General features: G+C 72.1%; 16 protein-coding genes. 5 read left to right on the top strand and 11 right to left on the bottom strand.

Going from position 1 to position 16621, the window contains the following annotated elements; genetic code table 11:
• Positions 1 to 207: 207 nt before the first annotated feature.
• On the top strand, positions 208 to 2442 hold the full coding sequence (locus ACFTXQ_RS29795) for an acetate--CoA ligase family protein (protein WP_382646493.1): 2235 nt from the start codon (positions 208 to 210) through the stop codon (positions 2440 to 2442).
• Between the two features lie 206 nt (positions 2443 to 2648).
• A complete protein-coding gene (locus ACFTXQ_RS29800; protein WP_382646496.1) occupies positions 2649 to 3449 on the top strand; it encodes an enoyl-CoA hydratase/isomerase family protein in 801 nt (266 codons plus the stop codon).
• A gap of 11 nt (positions 3450 to 3460) precedes the next feature.
• Here the strand turns inward: ACFTXQ_RS29800 and ACFTXQ_RS29805 are convergent, their stop codons facing one another.
• The 4 genes from ACFTXQ_RS29805 to ACFTXQ_RS29820 form a co-directional block, all read right to left on the bottom strand.
• On the bottom strand, positions 3461 to 4243 hold the full coding sequence (locus tag ACFTXQ_RS29805; RefSeq protein ID WP_382646499.1) for a VOC family protein: 783 nt from the start codon (positions 4241 to 4243) through the stop codon (positions 3461 to 3463).
• A 105-nt stretch (positions 4244 to 4348) separates the two neighbouring features.
• On the bottom strand, positions 4349 to 5113 hold the full coding sequence (locus ACFTXQ_RS29810; protein ID WP_382646502.1) for a hypothetical protein: 765 nt from the start codon (positions 5111 to 5113) through the stop codon (positions 4349 to 4351).
• A gap of 32 nt (positions 5114 to 5145) precedes the next feature.
• Positions 5146 to 5985, bottom strand: coding sequence for a hypothetical protein (locus ACFTXQ_RS29815; RefSeq protein WP_382646505.1), 840 nt, complete (start codon positions 5983 to 5985; stop codon positions 5146 to 5148).
• A gap of 138 nt (positions 5986 to 6123) precedes the next feature.
• Positions 6124 to 7086: a hypothetical protein gene (locus tag ACFTXQ_RS29820; protein WP_382646507.1), complete on the bottom strand. Its 963-nt coding sequence runs from the start codon at positions 7084 to 7086 to the stop codon at positions 6124 to 6126.
• Positions 7087 to 7193: 107 nt separating this feature from the next.
• On the opposite strand from ACFTXQ_RS29820, the gene ACFTXQ_RS29825 reads away from it, so the two are divergent.
• Together ACFTXQ_RS29825 and ACFTXQ_RS29830 are read left to right on the top strand one after the other, a co-directional pair.
• Positions 7194 to 7811, top strand: a complete 618-nt coding sequence (locus tag ACFTXQ_RS29825; protein ID WP_382646613.1) for a flavin reductase family protein — start codon at positions 7194 to 7196, stop codon at positions 7809 to 7811.
• Positions 7812 to 7884: 73 nt separating this feature from the next.
• The gene (locus ACFTXQ_RS29830; RefSeq protein WP_382646510.1) at positions 7885 to 8802 is read left to right on the top strand and encodes a hypothetical protein; all 918 of its coding nucleotides are present in this window, start codon (positions 7885 to 7887) and stop codon (positions 8800 to 8802) included.
• 2 nt (positions 8803 to 8804) lie between these two features.
• Here ACFTXQ_RS29830 and ACFTXQ_RS29835 read toward each other — a convergent pair whose 3' ends face one another.
• Genes ACFTXQ_RS29835 through ACFTXQ_RS29845 form a run of 3 tightly spaced genes read right to left on the bottom strand, consistent with a single transcriptional unit; the run spans position 8805 to position 12009 of the window.
• Complete coding sequence (locus ACFTXQ_RS29835; protein WP_382646512.1) at positions 8805 to 9872, bottom strand: Zn-dependent alcohol dehydrogenase; 1068 nt, start codon at positions 9870 to 9872, stop codon at positions 8805 to 8807.
• Positions 9869 to 11074 carry an acyl-CoA dehydrogenase family protein gene (locus ACFTXQ_RS29840; protein ID WP_382646515.1) on the bottom strand — a complete coding sequence of 402 codons (1206 nt, stop codon included), beginning with the start codon at positions 11072 to 11074 and terminating at the stop codon, positions 9869 to 9871. Before ACFTXQ_RS29840 ends, ACFTXQ_RS29835 begins: the two co-directional genes overlap by 4 nt.
• A gap of 14 nt (positions 11075 to 11088) precedes the next feature.
• Positions 11089 to 12009, bottom strand: coding sequence for an SDR family oxidoreductase (locus ACFTXQ_RS29845; RefSeq protein ID WP_382646518.1), 921 nt, complete (start codon positions 12007 to 12009; stop codon positions 11089 to 11091).
• Positions 12010 to 12092: 83 nt separating this feature from the next.
• Between ACFTXQ_RS29845 and ACFTXQ_RS29850 the strand changes: the two genes are divergently transcribed.
• The gene (locus ACFTXQ_RS29850) at positions 12093 to 13019 is read left to right on the top strand and encodes a cyclase family protein (protein ID WP_382646521.1); all 927 of its coding nucleotides are present in this window, start codon (positions 12093 to 12095) and stop codon (positions 13017 to 13019) included.
• 19 nt (positions 13020 to 13038) lie between these two features.
• Here ACFTXQ_RS29850 and ACFTXQ_RS29855 read toward each other — a convergent pair whose 3' ends face one another.
• From ACFTXQ_RS29855 to ACFTXQ_RS29870, 4 genes are all read right to left on the bottom strand, one after another.
• Positions 13039 to 14262, bottom strand: coding sequence for a cytochrome P450 (locus ACFTXQ_RS29855; protein WP_382646523.1), 1224 nt, complete (start codon positions 14260 to 14262; stop codon positions 13039 to 13041).
• A complete protein-coding gene (locus tag ACFTXQ_RS29860; RefSeq protein WP_382646526.1) occupies positions 14252 to 15298 on the bottom strand; it encodes a cytochrome P450 in 1047 nt (348 codons plus the stop codon). The genes ACFTXQ_RS29855 and ACFTXQ_RS29860 overlap by 11 nt, the downstream gene beginning before the upstream one ends.
• 79 nt (positions 15299 to 15377) lie before the next feature.
• Complete coding sequence (locus tag ACFTXQ_RS29865) at positions 15378 to 15602, bottom strand: tryptorubin family RiPP precursor (RefSeq protein ID WP_382646528.1); 225 nt, start codon at positions 15600 to 15602, stop codon at positions 15378 to 15380.
• Between the two features lie 221 nt (positions 15603 to 15823).
• Positions 15824 to 16309 carry an ATP-binding protein gene (locus tag ACFTXQ_RS29870; RefSeq protein ID WP_382646531.1) on the bottom strand — a complete coding sequence of 162 codons (486 nt, stop codon included), beginning with the start codon at positions 16307 to 16309 and terminating at the stop codon, positions 15824 to 15826.
• Positions 16310 to 16621: the final 312 nt, after the last annotated feature.

Consider the following 16621-nt stretch of genomic DNA (forward strand, 5'->3'; position numbering starts at 1 on the left):
GGCCAGCCCCACCCCCCCACCCCCCACCCCCGGCGGCCGAAACGGCCCTCTGGACCCACCCCCGGCAGACCTGGCACCGTTCCACACACCACCTCCACCACCTTTCCTACGCATCCCTGTTCCTGACGGCACGTCAGTTCAGTAATCTGACTACGCGTCAGTTATTGAGGTTCCATCGAGGTTCATCGAGCAGGAGCGGGCGGAACGATGCTTGGATCTACTCACGGCACCCTCACCACCGACTTCCGCGCACGTGTCCACGCCTGCGGGGAGTCCCCCAGGACGGCCGTCCACTCCACCGCGGCTCCGACCGCCGAGGACGCGGCCGTCGTGGACGTCAGCGGACGGCCCCTGCACGCCGACGTGCCCGACCTGGACCGGTTCTTCCGGCCCGAGTCCGTGGCCGTCGTCGGCGCCTCGGACGCCGACGGCAGACCCAACACCGGCATCACCCGCCAGCTCATCGCGTGGGCCGAACGCGTCGGCGCCCGTATCCACCCCGTGCACCCCACCCGCCCCACGGTCTTCGGACTGCCCTGCCACGCCTCCGTGGCCGAGCTCCCCGAACAGGTGGACCTCGCCGTCCTCCTCGTCGCCGACCCGCTCCCCGTCATCGAGGAACTGGCCGAGACCAAGGTGAAGTTCGCCGTCGCCTTCGCCTCCGGCTTCGCCGAGACCGGCGACGCGGGCGCCGCCGCCCAGGCCCGGCTCTCCGCCGCGGTCCAGCGCTCCGGCCTGCGGCTCCTCGGCCCCAACACCAACCTCAACGCCTTCGAGGAGTTCCGCGACGACCTCGACGGCCCGGCGATCGCGCTCATCACCCAGTCCGGCCACCAGGGCCGCCCGGTCTACACCCTCCAGGAGCTCGGCATCCGCCTCTCCCACTGGGCCCCCACCGGCAACGAGGCCGACCTCGAAACCTCCGACTTCATCTCCTACTTCGCCGAGCAGCCCGAGGTCGGGGCCATCGCCTGCTACGTCGAAGGCCTCAAGGACGGCCGCTCCTTCCTGCTCGCCGCCGACCGGGCCGCCCGCAACGGCGTCCCCGTCGTCGCCGTCAAGGTCGGCCGCACCGAGACCGGCGCCCGGATGGCGGCCTCCCACACCGGGAAGCTGACCGGCGCGGACACGGTCGTGGACGCCGCGATGCGCCAGTTCGGCGTGATCCGCGTCGACGGACTGGACGAGCTCCAGGACACGGCCGCGCTCCTCGCCCGCGCCCGCAAGCCCAAGGCCGACGGAGTCGTCGTCTACTCCATCTCCGGCGGAACGGGCGCGCACTTCTCCGACCTCGCCACGGAGGCGGGCCTGACCCTGCCCACCCTCTCGCAGGCCAAGCAGGACGAGCTCCACCAGTGGATCCCGGAGTACCTGAACGTCGCCAACCCCGTCGACAACGGCGGCCACCCGGTCGGCGACTGGCGCGGCCGCAAGATAATCGACGCGATCCTCGCCGACCCCTCGGTAGGCGTGCTGATCTGCCCGATCACCGGCCCGTTCCCGCCCATGAGCGACAAGCTCGCGCAGGACCTGGTGGACGCGGCGGAGGCCACGGACAAGCTGATCTGCGTGATCTGGGGCTCCCCGGTCGGCACGGAGGAGGCCTACCGCACCACCCTCCTCGGCTCCTCCCGCGTGGCCACCTTCCGTACGTTCGGCAACTGCATCACCGCCGTACGGGCCTACCTCGGCCACCACCGCTTCACCGCCTCCTACCGCTCCCCCTTCGAGGACGCACCGCGCACGCCCTCGCCCTCGTACCGCAAGGCACAGGCGCTGATGCGACCCGGGCAGCAGCTCAGCGAGCACGCGGCGAAGCAGCTGCTGCGGGCGTACGGGATCCGGGTGCCCCGGGAGCAGCTCGTGACGAGCGCGGCGGCCGCCGTGCGGGCGGCCGGCCTGGTGGGCTACCCGGTCGTGATGAAGGCGTCGGGGCCGCAGCTCGCCCACAAGACGGAACTGGGACTCGTGAAGATCGGCCTGACCTCGGCGAGCCAGATCCGCGACGCGTACCGGGAGCTGACCGACATAGCGCGCTACGAGAACGTGCCGCTGGACGGGATCCTCGTCTGCCAGATGGTGGAGCGGGGGGTGGAGATGGTCGTCGGCGTCACGCAGGACGACCTGTTCGGGCCGACGGTGACGGTGGGACTGGGCGGGGTCCTGGTGGAGGTGCTGCAGGACGCGGCGGTGCGGGTGCCGCCGTTCGGGGAGGACCAGGCGCGGGCGATGCTCGGCGAATTGCGGGGGCGGGCGCTCCTGGAGGGCGTCCGGGGTGCCCCGCCGGCGGACGTGGACGCGCTGGTGGAGGTGGTCCTGCGCATCCAGCGGATGGCGCTGGAGCTGGGCGACGAACTCTCGGAGCTGGACATCAACCCCCTGATGGTCCTCCCCCGGGGCCAGGGCGCGGTGGCCCTGGACGCCCTGGCCATCTGCCGCTGACCAGCCCCGGACCCCCGCTCCTCAAACGCCGGAGAGGCTGTTTTTCAGCCCCTCCGGCGTTTGAGGAGCGGGGTCTGGGGCGGAGCCCCAGGGAACGGTGGAAGGGCGGGTAGGGGGCCCGCTCCGCGCAGCGGCACCCGCACACCCCAGACCGGCACCAACACCGTCGGCCCCAGAACCGGGCCCACACGAACGGAGTTCACCCCATGCCCCCGGCCCCCGAGGACGAAGTCCTCCACCGCACGGAGAACAACGTCTCCTGGATCACCCTCAACCGCCCGGCCGCCATGAACGCCCTCACCTGGGACCAACGCGACCGCATCATCACGCTGCTCGCCGACGCCTCCGCCGACCCGGCCATCCGGGCCGTCGTCGTCACCGCCACCGGCAAGGGCTTCTGCGCAGGCGCCGACCTCCGCGGCGGAGCCGCAGGCGGTGAGCGCGTCGCAGGGGACGTGGCCCGCATGATCCGGCTCGGCGCGCAGCGGCTGATCACCGCCGTCCTCGACTGCGAGAAGCCGGTCCTCGCCGCCGTCAACGGCACGGCCGCCGGCATCGGCGCCCACCTCGCCCTCGCCTGCGACCTCGTCATCGCCGCCGAACCGGCCCGCTTCATCGAGGTGTTCGTCCGCCGCGGCCTGGTCCCCGACGGCGGCGGGGCGTACCTGCTCCCCCGCCTCATCGGCCCGCAGAAGGCCAAGGAGCTGATGTTCTTCGGCGACGCCGTCCCGGCCGCCGAGGCCGAGCGGCTCGGCCTCGTCAACAAGGTGGTCCCGGCCGAGGAGCTGGAGGACACGGCCCGGCAGTGGGCGGAGCGGCTCGCGCAGGGTCCCACCCGGGCCATCGCGATGACGAAGCAGCTGGTCAACGCCTCCCTGGACGGCGACCGCGCAGCCGCGCTGGCGGCCGAGGCCACCGCCCAGGAGATCAACATGACCACGGCCGACGCCAACGAGGGAGTGGCGAGCTTCGTCGAGCGCCGCACGCCCAAGTACCTCGGGAGGTGAGGTGGCCCCCGCTACATCTGCGGGTTCGGCTTCAGCAGGGCGAACACCGCCCCCGCCGGGTCCGCCACCCACGCGATCCGGCCGACGTCCGGGACGTCGGAGGCCGGCATGACGACGGACCCGCCGTTCGCCTTCACCGCCGAGACCGTGGCGTCCACGTCCGGGACGTTGAAGTACGGGGTCCAGCGCGCCGCTTCGCCCTGCCCCGGCTGCTGCGGTGCGATCCCGCCGAAGGAGGTGTCCTGCTGGTCCCCGTCGGCGGTGCTCAGGACCCGGTACGTCATCCCGGGCGCCTCCATCTCCGAGTGCCGCCATCCGAACAGCCCGGAGTAGAAGCCGAGGGCCGCCACCGGGTCGGGTACGTGCAGTTCGACCCAGATCAGCGTGTTGTCGGCGGAGGCCAGCCCGAGCCCGGCGGTCTTCCCGGGCTGCCACATCGCGAACTGCGCGCCCTGCGGGTCGGTGCACTGCGCCAGCCAGCCCTCGCCCATGACGTCCATGGGTTCCATCCGGAGCCGGCCGCCGCCGGACTTCACGGCCTCGGCGCTCGCCTGGATGTCGGGGGTGTTGAAGTGCACCGTCCAGGCCGAGCCGGCCCCCTCCTCGGTGAGCGGCCCGATGGCGGCCACCGTCTTGCCGTCCAGCTGGAAGAACCCGTAGCCGCCCGCCTGGGGACCGGCGGACTCGAAGTCCCACCCGAAGACCTCCCCGTAGAACTCGACCGCGGCCGCGGTGTCGGGGCTGCCGAGGTCGAGCCAGTTGGGTGATCCGGTACGGAAGTCGGTGCCGAGCATGGGGCCTCTCCCAGAAGGTGCGGGGGGTACGGATTCCGGTGCGCCCGACACGATGCCGAACCCCGCGCGCGGGTGTGCGTACCGGCCCCTGTCAGGGCAGGCGCTTCACCCGACCGGACGCACGGACTGGGCGGCGGTGACCGCTTCCAGCGACGGCAGGTGCAGGAACTGGTCGTAGAAGCTCGCCTTCAGCCGGAAGGACCGTTCCTCCACCTCCCTGAAGCAGTCTTCGGACGCCCCGGCCGCGAACAGCTCGCCGAGCCGCCTGGCCAGGCGGTCGGGGTGGGTCGTGGACCGCAGGGAGACGGAGGCGAGCGGGGTCCGCTTCTCGTCGTGGACGTGGTGCGGGTAGTAGAACCGCGAGCGGTTCTCGCCCTCGCGCGGCATGACCGGTTCCATCCGCTCCCACAGGCACCCGTACTCGACGGAGACGAGGATCTCGCCCCAGAAGCGCAGGATGGAGAGCAGCCGCAGGTCGGAGTCCTCGTGGGCGCCCGCGTCCGCGATCAGGTCGAAGGTCTCGTCGATGGCGCGCTTCGTCGCCGCCGTCGGGCGGGTGGTGACCAGGGCCTGCCGGGAGACGCCGAGCCGGAGGATGTCGTCCTTCATGTCCTCGCGGTGCGAGCGCGTGTACCCCTGGCCGTCCGGGTACTCCTCGCGCAGGATGACCCGTGCGATGCGCAGGCCGACCTCGTCGCGCAGCAGGTCGATGGCCAGGTCGTAGGCCGGGGTGAAGGCGAGGGAGAGGAAGCGCCGCTGGAGCAGGACCGTGCCGAAGTCCTCCTCCGAGAGCAGTCCGACGTTCGCCAGGACCGGGTGCTCCTTGAAGCGGTCGATCAGTTCGTCTTCGAAACGGTCGAGTTCTCGCATGGCCTTACCCCTTGCCCTTCGTACTCGCTTCTTCACCTGACGATGAGTTCGAGCGATCCCCGCCAGTCGCTGAGATCGATCTCGGCCCCGATGTTCCACAACGTGTCCAGTTCCCCCTGGACCTCCCTGCCCATCACGGTGTCGGACCCGTCGATCTCGGTCTGGGTGGACTGGATGGCGAGCCGGCCGTGCAGGAAGGAGCTGACCAGGTAGTGCTCGTCGGCCTTGTACACGGCGATCGAGGGCAGGGAGTTGTACACCTTGACCCGGAGCCGTCCCCGGTCCTCGGGCCGTACGGCCCCATAGAGGCCCGCCAGGACGGACAGGCAGTGCTGGACGTCCAGGTTGACGTCGGCCTCCGGCGGGCGGTCCTCGGCGGCGGCCAGCGCCTCCTCGCGGAAGGTGGCGACCTGGGAGGAGGGGAGCAGCAGCAGGATGCGCACCTGCACCTGCCGGTCGACGATGGCCCGCTTCAGGGCGAGCTTGAACTCGTGGAGGTTGGGGATCCAGGTCTGGAGGACGGCCACTTCCCGCTGGGCCGTCTCCACGTACCCGGTGAAGGTCTCCTCGGGGAAGCGCCGGTGCACCCGCACGACACCGCTGTAGTGCTCCCGTTTGAGGCCCTGCGCTATGGCCTCCATGTCGAGCCTGGAGAGCTGGGTGTTGACGTTGTCCAGTAACCCCAGGCGGCCGATCTCCAGCAGGACGGTTCCGGTGACGACGCTCAGGATCAGCAGCGTGAGCTTGGTGACGCCGCCGGGGGCCACCTTGTCGAGCCATCCGAGGGTGTCGGCGACCGTGACGAGGATGCCCGCTGCCGCCATCATGGCCAGCCCGGTCCGCTCGGCGCGCTGACGAAGATCACTTCCCATCCCCATTCCAGCCTCCCCCCTCGCGGCGGCCACGCTGCCGTCGGCGCCGTCGACTGTACCGACGCACCATGGGCGGGGTGAGGTTTCGCGTCATGTCTCCTTTGTCACAAGGGGAGTTGGCAACCACACGGGGTTCGGCTACGTACGGATCAGCTTCTGCACGCGGCCCACGTCGGGGTCGCCGACGAGGTGGAACAGCTCCGGGTGTTCCGTGGTGCCGGTCACCTCCCAGTCCCTCTCCCACTCCGCGCATCCGCCGACGTCCAGGTGCACGCCGCCCCGATGCCCGCTGCTCCCCGCCCACTCCTTCCAGGTGCCGGTGGCCGTGCACCTCGTCACGGTGCGGTCCTCGTGGTCCACCGGCAGGTCTTCGACCTCGACCCGGCCGCCTTCGCGGAGCCGGACCGTGCCGCCGTCCTCGCCGCGCCATTCGCCGACGTACGCCGCGTGCTCCAGCCGGGGCGGCTCGTAGCCCGTCAGCACCCCCCGGTCGACGAGGATGAGCCCGCCCACCACGGTGACCGGCAGCAGCAGTGCGGTGGCCGCGGCCGTCACGCCCACGACGAACCAGGGCCTGCGGCCGCGGCGGCTCGCCCGCCCGGCCACCACGAGCGGCGGCACCCCGCCCGCCGCGATCCAGACCAGGGATGCGGCGTACGGGGCTCCGAGCACCCAGGGGAGCACCGCGCAGGCCGCGGACACGGCCAGCAGGCAGGAGGGTGCGGCTGCCGGGTTGCCGGTCCTCCGGGCCAGGTGGAGGGCGGGCCGGGTGAAGACCAGGGCGTGCACGAAGGCGAGGACCGGCAGCACGACGACGCTGATCACGCACACGAACACCAGGAGGACGAGGAGGCCGATGGCGAACGGACCCCAGTCGTCGGCCCCCAGTCCGTAGTCGTCGCCCATCGAGGGCCAGATGAGCCACAGGGTCATGCCCAGCAGCAGTTCCGCGCCGGCGACCGCCTCGGCTCCGGGTGCGGAGGACCACCACCCGCGGCGCGGGCGGGCGGCCGGGCCGGGCTGCTCCGTGCCCGCGCGCCCCGGCCACCGGTGCGGTGACGTGGTCCCGTGCGCGTGCGGCGCCCCACCCGTACCGCTCATCCCGCCCGCCCCTCGTTTGAACGTGTTCAATCGACCCGGACCCTACACCACCCTTCCCATCTGACGAACCGTCAGCTTCAATCGTCCGTGTGATGGGACACGCAGGGATGGCGGCCACCGTCGTCCGATACCTCAGGTCAGTCGGCTCCCCGACCTCCGCCGCGCCGGAGCAGGGGCCCGAGCCCGTCGACGCCCTGCCGCGCCCCGACCTGCGGGCCGTCGGCGAGGACGAGCGCGCGCCGGTCAGCCCCGCCGAATTCCGCGCCGTGCTCGGGAACTTCGCCAGCGGGGTCACCGTCATCACCGCCCCGCCCGGCGAGGGCGAGGAAGGACCGGCCGGCTTCGCCTGCCAGTCCTTCGCCTCGCTCTCCCTCGACCCGCCCCTGGTCACCTTCATGGTGGCCCGTACGTCGACCACCTGGCCCCGCATCGCCCGCGCCGGGGTGTTCTGCGTCAACATCCTGGGCGCCGACCAGGGCGAGCTGTGCCGGTCCTTCGCCGTCAGCGGCGCCGACAAGTTCGCCGGGGTCTCCCACACCCCCGCCCCCGGCACCGGGTCGCCGCAGCTCGACGAGGTGCCCGCCTGGATCGACTGCCGGATCCACGCCGTCCACACCGGCGGGGACCACCTCATCGTCGTGGGCCGGGTCGTCGCCATGGGCGCGGCCGGCGAAGGCGAGCCGCTGCTCTTCCACAAGGGCCGCTTCGGGCGTCTCGCCGACTGACCGCCCTGCCCTCCGGGCTCGCCCGCCCCGCCCTTATCCTGCGGATTCGGACCAGGCGGGGGGCTTGAGGGGCATGCGGGACACGTACGGACCGGGGCGCAGCCGGTGGACCACCACCACCGGGTGGCTGATGGTGGCGAGCGCGCTCGGCGCACTCGCGTGCAGCCTGATCGGCTGGTCCCCGTACCCGCCGCTGACGGTCGAGGTGGCCCTCGCCGGCGCTTCCGCGTTCTTCGCCGGCTGCTGGGTGGTGGCCTCCTACCGGGCCCGCCTCGGCCCGGTGGGCAAACCGCCGGCCCGGCGGCGCACGAGCAGGGTGCTGCGGTGGGTCTTCGCGTTCGCCGTCCCCTTCGCCACGGCCGCCGCCATCATCGTCACCGTCACCGGTTCCAGCGAGGACGGCCGCCGGACGGAGCTGTACGAGCAGGCGGGTTGGGACCACCACGAGGTGGAGATCGTACGGCTGGACGGCGAACCGGACTACACGCCGCCTTCGGACGACAGCGCCGGCCACTACACCACCGACGTCATCGTCCGCGTCCCGTACGCCGGCGGCCCCCAGGAACTCGCCCTGGAGGCCGCCTACACGAAGGGTGCGCCCGAGCCGGGCGTGCACGTGGACGCCTACTACGCCCCCGGCCACCCGGAGCTCGGCGTGGGCACCGAACCCGCCCACGACCGCGGCGTACTGCTGGTGTTCGGCATCCTGGCGATCACCCTCGGCCCGTGGTTCATCATCGGGGGCGCCCTGATCAAGAGCGAGACGGAGCCGGAGGACCTGGACCGGCTGCGCCGCTTCCACCCCGCCACCCATCTGCCGGCGCTCGCGATCCTCCTCACCGGCCTCGTCCTGCTGCTGCCGGTGGCGCTGGAGTTCGAGGTGGCGGGCTTCGACCGGCTGCCCGCCGCCCTCGCCGTGCCGACCCCGGCCCTCGCCCTGACCTGGGTGGCCAAGCGGTTCTGGCGCCACCCCCGGCCGGACGACGACTGACGTCAGAAGGTGAGCACCCCGCGGGCCACCCGACCGTGGTGGGCGTCGTCGGCGGCCTTGGCGAAGTCCTCGACCGGGTAGACCTCCGTGACCAGCTCGTCCAGCAGCAGCCGGCCCTGCCGGTAGAGCTCGGCGTACAGCGCGATGTCACGCTGCGGGCGCGAGGACCCGTACCGGCAGCCCATGATCGTCTTGTCGAGGTACATGGACGAGACCTGGAAGGCCGCCTCCTCCCGGAAACCGGGCACGCCGAGCAGGACCGCCTGCCCGTGCCGGTCGAGGAGGTCCACGGCCTGCCGGATCAGCTTGACGTTGCCCACGCACTCGAAGGCGTGGTCGGTGCCCGTCGGGAGGATCTCCTTCACCGCCGCCGAGGAGTCGGGGACGGTGGACGCGTCGATGAAGTGCGTGGCACCGAACTGCCGGGCCACCGCCTCCTTCGCCGGGTTCGCGTCGACCGCCACGATGGTCGTGGCCCCCGCGATCCGGGCCCCCTGGAGCACGTTCAGCCCGATCCCGCCGGTCCCGATGACGACCACCGAGTCCCCGCGGTCCACCTTCGCCCGGTTCAGCACCGCGCCCACGCCCGTCAGGACCCCGCAGCCGATCAGCGCCGCCGACGTCAGCGGGATGTCGTCCGGGATCTTCACCGCCTGGACGGCCTTGACGATCGTGCGCTCCGCGAAGGCCGAATTGGACGCGAACTGGAACAGCGGCTTCCCGCCGCGCGAGAACGGCTGCCCGGGCATCCCGATCGCCTTGCGGCACATCGTCGGCCGGCCGCGGTCGCAGTCCGCGCACGCCCCGCAGTTCGCGAGCGTGGACAGCGCCACGTGGTCGCCGGGCGCCACGTGCGCGACCCCCTGGCCGACCGCCTCGACCACGCCCGCGCCCTCGTGCCCGAGGACCACCGGCGGCGGGAAGGGGATCGTCCCGTCGATCACCGACAGGTCGCTGTGGCACAGGCCGGCCGCCGCTATCGCGACCAGCACCTCCCCCGGCCCCGGATCGCGGATCTCCAGGTCGTCGACCACCTGGGCCTGCTTGCCGTCGAACACGACGCCTCTCACCTGGACTCCTTAGGCAGGCCGAGCACGCGCTCGGCGATGATGTTCCGCTGGATCTCGTCCGAGCCGCCGTAGATCGTGTCGGCGCGGGTGAACAGGAAGAGCCGCTGCTCCTCGTCGAGTCCGAGCTCGTACGGGAGCCCGGGCTCCCAGGCCCGCGGCCCGGCCGAGGCCGCCGCGCCGCGGACTTCCACCGCCAGCTCGCCGAGCCGCCGGTGCCACCCGCCCCACAGCAGCTTGGCCACGCTCGGCGCCCCCGGGTCCTGCGCGGAGCCGCCGCCGAGCGTGCGCAGGGCGTTCCACCGCATGGTGCGCAGCTCGGCCCACTGCCGTACGAGGCGCTCCCGGACCACCGGATCGGCCGTGCCCGAAGCCGCGTGGAGCCGGATGACCCGCTCCAGTTCGGCGGCGAAGCCGATCTGCTGGACCAAGGTGGAGACCCCGCGTTCCAGGGCGAGCAGTCCCATGGCCACGGTCCAGCCGTCGCCCTCCCGGCCGACGACCTCCGCCGCTACCGCCCCGTCGAAGAACACCTCGTTGAACTCGGAGGTGCCCGACATCTGCCGGATCGGCCGCACGTCGATCCGGCCGGGTTGGTCCATCCGTACGAGCAGGAACGACAGGCCCCGGTGGCGCCGCGAGCCCGCTTCGGTGCGGGCCAGGACGAAACACCAGTCGGCGTCCTGGGCGAGCGAGGTCCAGATCTTCTGCCCGGTGACGCGGAACATGCCGTCCGCATGGTCGCGCACGGCGGCCGTACGCAGGCCCGCCAGGTCGGAGCCGGCGCCCGGCTCGCTGTAGCCCTGGCACCACAGCTCCTCGCCGCGGGCGATGCCGGGCAGGAAGCGGTCCCGCTGGTCCTGGCTGCCGTACGCGATCAGGGTGGGCGCGAGGAGGTTCTCCCCGATGTGCCCGACCCGGCCGGGTGCGCGGGCCGCCGCGTACTCCTCGGCCCACACCACCTGCCCGGTGAGGGAGAGCCGCTGCTGCCCGTACGCGCCGGGCCGCGTCTCCCAGCCCTGCCCGATCCAGCCGCCGCGGCCCAGTTCGCGCTCCCACGCGCGCCGGGCGTCGACGCCCTCGTGCTCGCTGCCGGGCCCGCCGAGGCCGCGGGCCTGCGCGTACGGGCCCACGAGGTGCTCCGCGAGCCACGCCCGGGCGCGGCCGCGCAGCTCCTCGTCCCCGTCGCCGAAGCCGAAGTCCACGCCGTGTCCCCCCTCTACGCGTTGGGGCGGTCCTTGGCGGCCGCCGCCTTCGCCATGGCCTCCAGCTGCGCGAGCATCGGCATCGGGTCGGTGCCCACCGTCCCGGGCAGGAAGTCGGCGATCTTCTCCGGGGTCCAGGAGCCCTCGGCGTAGCCGGCGCGCAGCTCGCGCGGCTGCGCCCAGACGGCGATCTTCGGGCCGGCGATCGTGTAGACCTGCCCGGTGATCTTCTCTCCGCCGACGGCGACGGCCTTGTCGGAGAGCAGGTAGGTCACGAGCGCAGCGACGTCCTCGGGCTCGCCGATCTCCTTGAGCTCCATGGGGACGCCCGCGGACATGCGGGTGCGGGCGACGGGGGCGACAGCGTTGGCCGTGACCCCGTACTTGGCCAGGCCCAGCGCGGCCGAGCGGACGAGGGAGATGATCCCGCCCTTGGCGGCGCTGTAGTTGGCCTGGGCGACCGAGCCCTGGTGGTTGCCGCTGGTGAAGCCGATGAGGGTGCCGCCGCCCTGCCTGCGCATGACGGCGGAGGCGGCGCGGAAGACGGTGAAGGTGCCCTTGAGGTGGGTGGCGACCACCGGGTCCCACTCCTCCTCGGACATGTTGAACAGCATCCGCTCGCGCAGGATGCCGGCCACGCAGACGACTCCGTCGATGCGTCCGTAGCGGGCGAGTGCGGTGTCGACGATGCGCTGGCCGCCCTCCATCGTCGAGATGTCGTCGGCGACGGCGACGGCCTCGCCGCCGGCGGCGAGGATCTCCTTCACCACGCCGTCGGCTATCTCGCTCGTCGGCTCCCCGCCCTCGATGCCGACGCCGTAGTCGTTGACGACGACCTTGGCGCCCTCGGCGGCCGCGGCGAGTGCCACGGCCCGCCCGATGCCCCGGCCGGCCCCGGTGACGGCCACGACCTTGCCTGCCAAGAAGTTCCCCACGTCCGGCCCCTTCCCGCGTTTTCTGACGGACCGTTAGATTCTATGACCAGTCAGATACCGGAGCACAAGCCCTGGGGGACCTCATGACCCTGCCCGCCGAGTTCCACGACATCGCCAAGCGCGTCAACAACTGGGGGCGCTGGGGCGCCGACGACGAGATCGGCACCCTCAACCTCATCACCGACGAGGTCGTACGGCAGGCCGCGGCGCAGATCCGCACCGGCCGCCGGATACCGCTCGCCCTGCCGCTGAAGGAGGACGGGGTGCAGGCGGGCATGATCCCCGGCCGGATCAACCCGCTGCACACGATGGTGCAGATCAACCAGGAGATCTTCGGCCCCGGCACGGTGGCGTGCAGCGACGACGCCGTGACGATGGGGCTCCAGGCGGGCACCCACTGGGACGCCCTCACCCACGTCTCGCACTCGGGGCGGATCTACAACGGCCGACCGGCCTCCTCGATCACGGCGCACGGCCGCGCCGAGTTCAGCGGCATCGACAAGGCCGGCCCGATCGTCTCGCGCGGCGTCCTGCTCGACGTGGCGCGGGCCAAGGGCCTGGACCGGCTGGAGGGCGGGCACGCGGTGACCCCGGAGGACCTGGCGGAGGCCGAGGAATTCGGCGGGGTGCGGGTGCGCGCCGGCGACATCGTCCTGGTCCGCACCGGCCAGGTGCAGGTCTACCTGGCCGGCGACAAGCACGGCTACGGCTTCCCCTCCCCCGGCCTGTCCGTCCGCACACCGGAGTGGTTCCACGCGCGGGACGTGGCGGCGGTCGCGAACGACACCCTGACCTTCGAGATCTTCCCGCCTGAGATCGAGAACCTGTGGCTGCCCGTGCACGCCCTCGACCTGGTCGAGATGGGCATGCACCAGGGCCAGAACTGGAACCTCGAAAAGTTGTCCACAGCCTGTGCAGAAGAGAACCGTTACGCCTTCCTCCTCTCGGCGATGCCGGAACCCTTCGTCGGCGCCACGGGCACCCCGGTGTCCCCGGTGGCCGTCCTCTGACCTGCCGGGCCCGCGGCGCCTAGCGCAGCAGGACCGGCAGGCTGCGCAGGCCCCGGTGCCGCGGGTTCTGCCGCCAGCGCGGTTCGGCCGTACGGGCGGCCGGGGCCAGCCGCAGGCCCGGGTAGCGGCTCAGCAGCGCCGTGAAGGCGATCTCGGCCTGGAGGCGGGCCAGCGGCGCGCCCAGGCAGTGGTGGACGCCGTGCCCGAACGCCAGATGGCCGGCCGCGGGACGGGTCAGGTCGAAGCGGTCCGGGTCGGGGAAGACCGCCGGATCCCGGTTGGCTCCCAGCATCGCGATCTGTACGAAGTCACCGGCGGGGATCGTGGTGCCGTCGATGGTCACGGGCTCCGTGGCGTAGCGCATGGTGGCGATGGAGAACGGGCTCTCGTGCCGCAGGACTTCCTCGGTCAGGGCGCTGGTCAGCGCGGGGTCGGCGCGCAGTGCGGCGAGCTGGTCGGGGTGGGTGAGCAGGGCGTACACGCCGTTGGCGATGAGGTTGGCGGTGGTCTGGTGGCCGGCCGCCACCAGCAGGAACGCCATCGAGGTGATCTCCTGCTCGGTGAGCCGGTCGCCCGCGTCGCGGGCCGCGATCAGCTCGGACAGCAGGTCGTCGCCGGGCCGGGCGCGCTTGTGCCGGAGCAGGGCACGGATGTGGCCCACCAGGGCCTCGGCCGTGCCGACGGACACCTCGCCGTCGCCCTCCTCGCCGTTCAGCGTGGCGGCCCAGGCCTCCAGGACCTCCCCGGCCCCGTCGCTCGCGCCGAGCAGGTCGAAGACCACCGCGAGCGGCAGCGGTACGGCGAACTCCGCTGCGAGGTCCACCTCATCGCCGCCCGCCGGCCCGTCCAGACGGCCCAGCAGCCGCTCGACGTGCGCCTCGATCACCGGCCGCAGCGCGGCCACCCTCCGTACGGTGAAGGCCTGCTGGACCAGCCGGCGCAGCCGGGTGTGGTCGGGCGGATCGGTGTTGAGCATGTGCGCGGTCAGCGCCCGCCCCGGGCCCGGTCCCTCGTCGGCGCCGCCCCTGCGGTCGAAGGCCTCGGTCGCGGCGTTCTTGCTCAGCCGCGGATCGGCGAGCGCCGCCCTGCACGCGGCGTGCCCGGTGATCACCCAGCCCTCCAGCGGGGCCTCCCCCAGGATCCGCACCCGGTGTGCGCCGCCCTGCTCCCGCCAGCGCCGCAGGGCGGGGTGCGGGTGGTCGAAGAAGGAGGTGTCGACCTCCTCGGTGCCGTCACCGCGCATGGACGAGCCGTACGTCTTCCACCCCGAGCAGCCCGACCAGCGGGACCCTGGCCTTGCGCTGCCCTGGGTCGACCACCAGCCCGGCGTCCCGGATGAGGTCCAGGAGCAGTTCCGCGAGCGGCATGACCATGTGCCGGCCCCAGCAGCGCTCGGAGGAGTGCCCGAAGGGCAGGTATCCGGGCGCGGTGTCGGGGTCGAGGCGGTCCCACCGCTCGGGCCGGAACTCCTCCGGGTCTTCCCACAGCGCGGGATCCCGGTGGGAGAGCAGGGGCAGGACGAGGACGTCGTCGCCCGTGCCGATGCGCGCGTCGAGGGCGGTGTACTCGGGGGAGGCGTAGCGCAGGATGTTCCACGACGGCGGCAGCAGGCGGGCGGCCTCGTGGATGAGGTGCCGGTTCGGTACGCCGTCGTCGAAGGGCGAGCCCAGCCACAGCGCGTTCGCGACGAGGGTGGAGACGGTGAAGCAGAGCGGGGCGGCCGCCCTCCGGTACATGCCCATCGCATAACGGCGGTCGTGGTACCCGGCGGCCTCGGCCATCAGCCCGGATATTCCGGTTGTCCTGACCCCCGCCCTTTTCCGCCAGGGAATCGCGGCGCCGGCCGCTATGACGGACCAGGTGAGTTTCGGGGTGAGTTCGAGATTGCGGCTCATGAGAATGCGCAGCCGGTAGGGGTCGTCGCCGAGAATGAGGTCCCTGAGAAAGAAATGGCCGGTTATCGGCCACGGACCGGACAGGTCCGTTTCCTTCGGCAGCGGTTTTTCCAGGGCTTCCCGTACGTCGCGCCCGATGATCCGCATCACCGACGACGCCTCGTTCCGCTCGATGGAGCGGCCGTGCAGCGGCTTGAACGTGGGCCGTTCGGTCTCGGTGGCACGCCGGGCGGCGAGGATCCGGTCGGCGAGCTCCGGACCGGCGACACCCATGGTGTCGGGTTCGAGCCGGAAGGCGTCCTTGCCGGTGTGGTCGCGGAGCAGGGCGGCCAGCCGGGGCGCGAACACCGTGGTGCGGGCCGCCGGCGGGGAGGAGAGGGGCATGCGGGACTCCGATGGGGCCGGTCGGTGCCGTCGGGCGCCGCCCCGGCCGGCCTGCGACCGGGGCGGCGGCCGTGCCGGCCTAGTACCAGAAATACCAGGCGCTTGCCTTGAGGCTCTTGTGACCGGAAACGGCGTTGCGGATGGCGAAAAGCATCTTCATCGCCGCACCCCCTCTCCCATGTATGGCTGATGGCCGAATTGTGGGTAGCAGGCCAAATCCCGCACCTACTCCTCCGGTAGGAGAAGAGCGCGGACGGTTCCTTTTGGCACGCGCCGCCACCATAGCCACGCAACCGGCGCCCATTCAATGGGGCTTGCATCTTTTTGGCGGAGTCCGTCGAGAATTGGCGGAGTCCGCCGAGAAGGGGACCTGCGGGTGGCGGCGTACGCGCATGCACGCCCCGAGCGCGGCACGGCAGCCGCCACCCCGCGACCCGCACTCGTCAAGGCCTGCCCTTGGCGTCCCCTCGCGTCGAATCGCTCCACACCAGGGTGATCAACATGTGACGAACCGTCAACACCTCGTTAGAGGTACACGCGCGGTTCCCGCAGGGCGGCACATCCTTCGGTGCATTCCTCCTGCGCCCGGTCCGGGCCGTCCGCCGCGCAGTCCGACGCGGCCTTCGCCGCCCGGTCGACCTCGCACCAGATCCGTTTGCCCGCGCCCTCGCGCTGCCAGCCCCAGCGGTCGGCCAGGCCGTCCACCAGCTCCAGGCCGCGACCGCCCGTGTCGTCCCCGGCGGCCTGCCGGCGGGCCGGCGCCCGGTCGCTCGCGTCGGCGACCTCGACCCGCACCCCGGGCCCCCCGAACAGCATCCGCAGCACGGCCGGACAGCCCGTGTGCACGACCGCGTTCGTGACGAGCTCGGAGATCAGCAGGATCAGCGTCTCGGCGAGCGGCTCGTCGTCCCCTATGCCCGACCCTGCCAACCGGGACCGGGCCCACCGGCGCGCCCGGCCGACCTCGGCGGGATCCGGTCCTACCTCCAGCTGAACCTGAAGCACCTGCACCGCTCACACCATCCGAACCGGCGGACACTTCGCCTCGCGACAGGACGGGATCACCCACTGTGATCCCCTTGCGGAGCAGCATGGTTGACATACAGTCACCACAACAAGCGCTTCGGGCATATTCCCGCGCGAAGGAGTAGGCGTGGTGCATACTGTGCGGCGCCCGCGCCGCTCAACCGCTCGCATTCGTGGGAGCGTACCGGAGCAGGCCCCCGACTCCGGTCCGTAGGGAGTGGGGCGAAGGACACAAACCGATATCAACTCTCTGTAATCGGACATGCGTCCCGCGCCGTTCCTCCCGTGCCCCTGTCC

The sequence above is a fragment of the Streptomyces sp. NPDC057010 genome, assembly GCF_042673805.1.
In the GTDB taxonomy this organism is placed as follows: Bacteria; Actinomycetota; Actinomycetes; order Streptomycetales; family Streptomycetaceae; genus Streptomyces.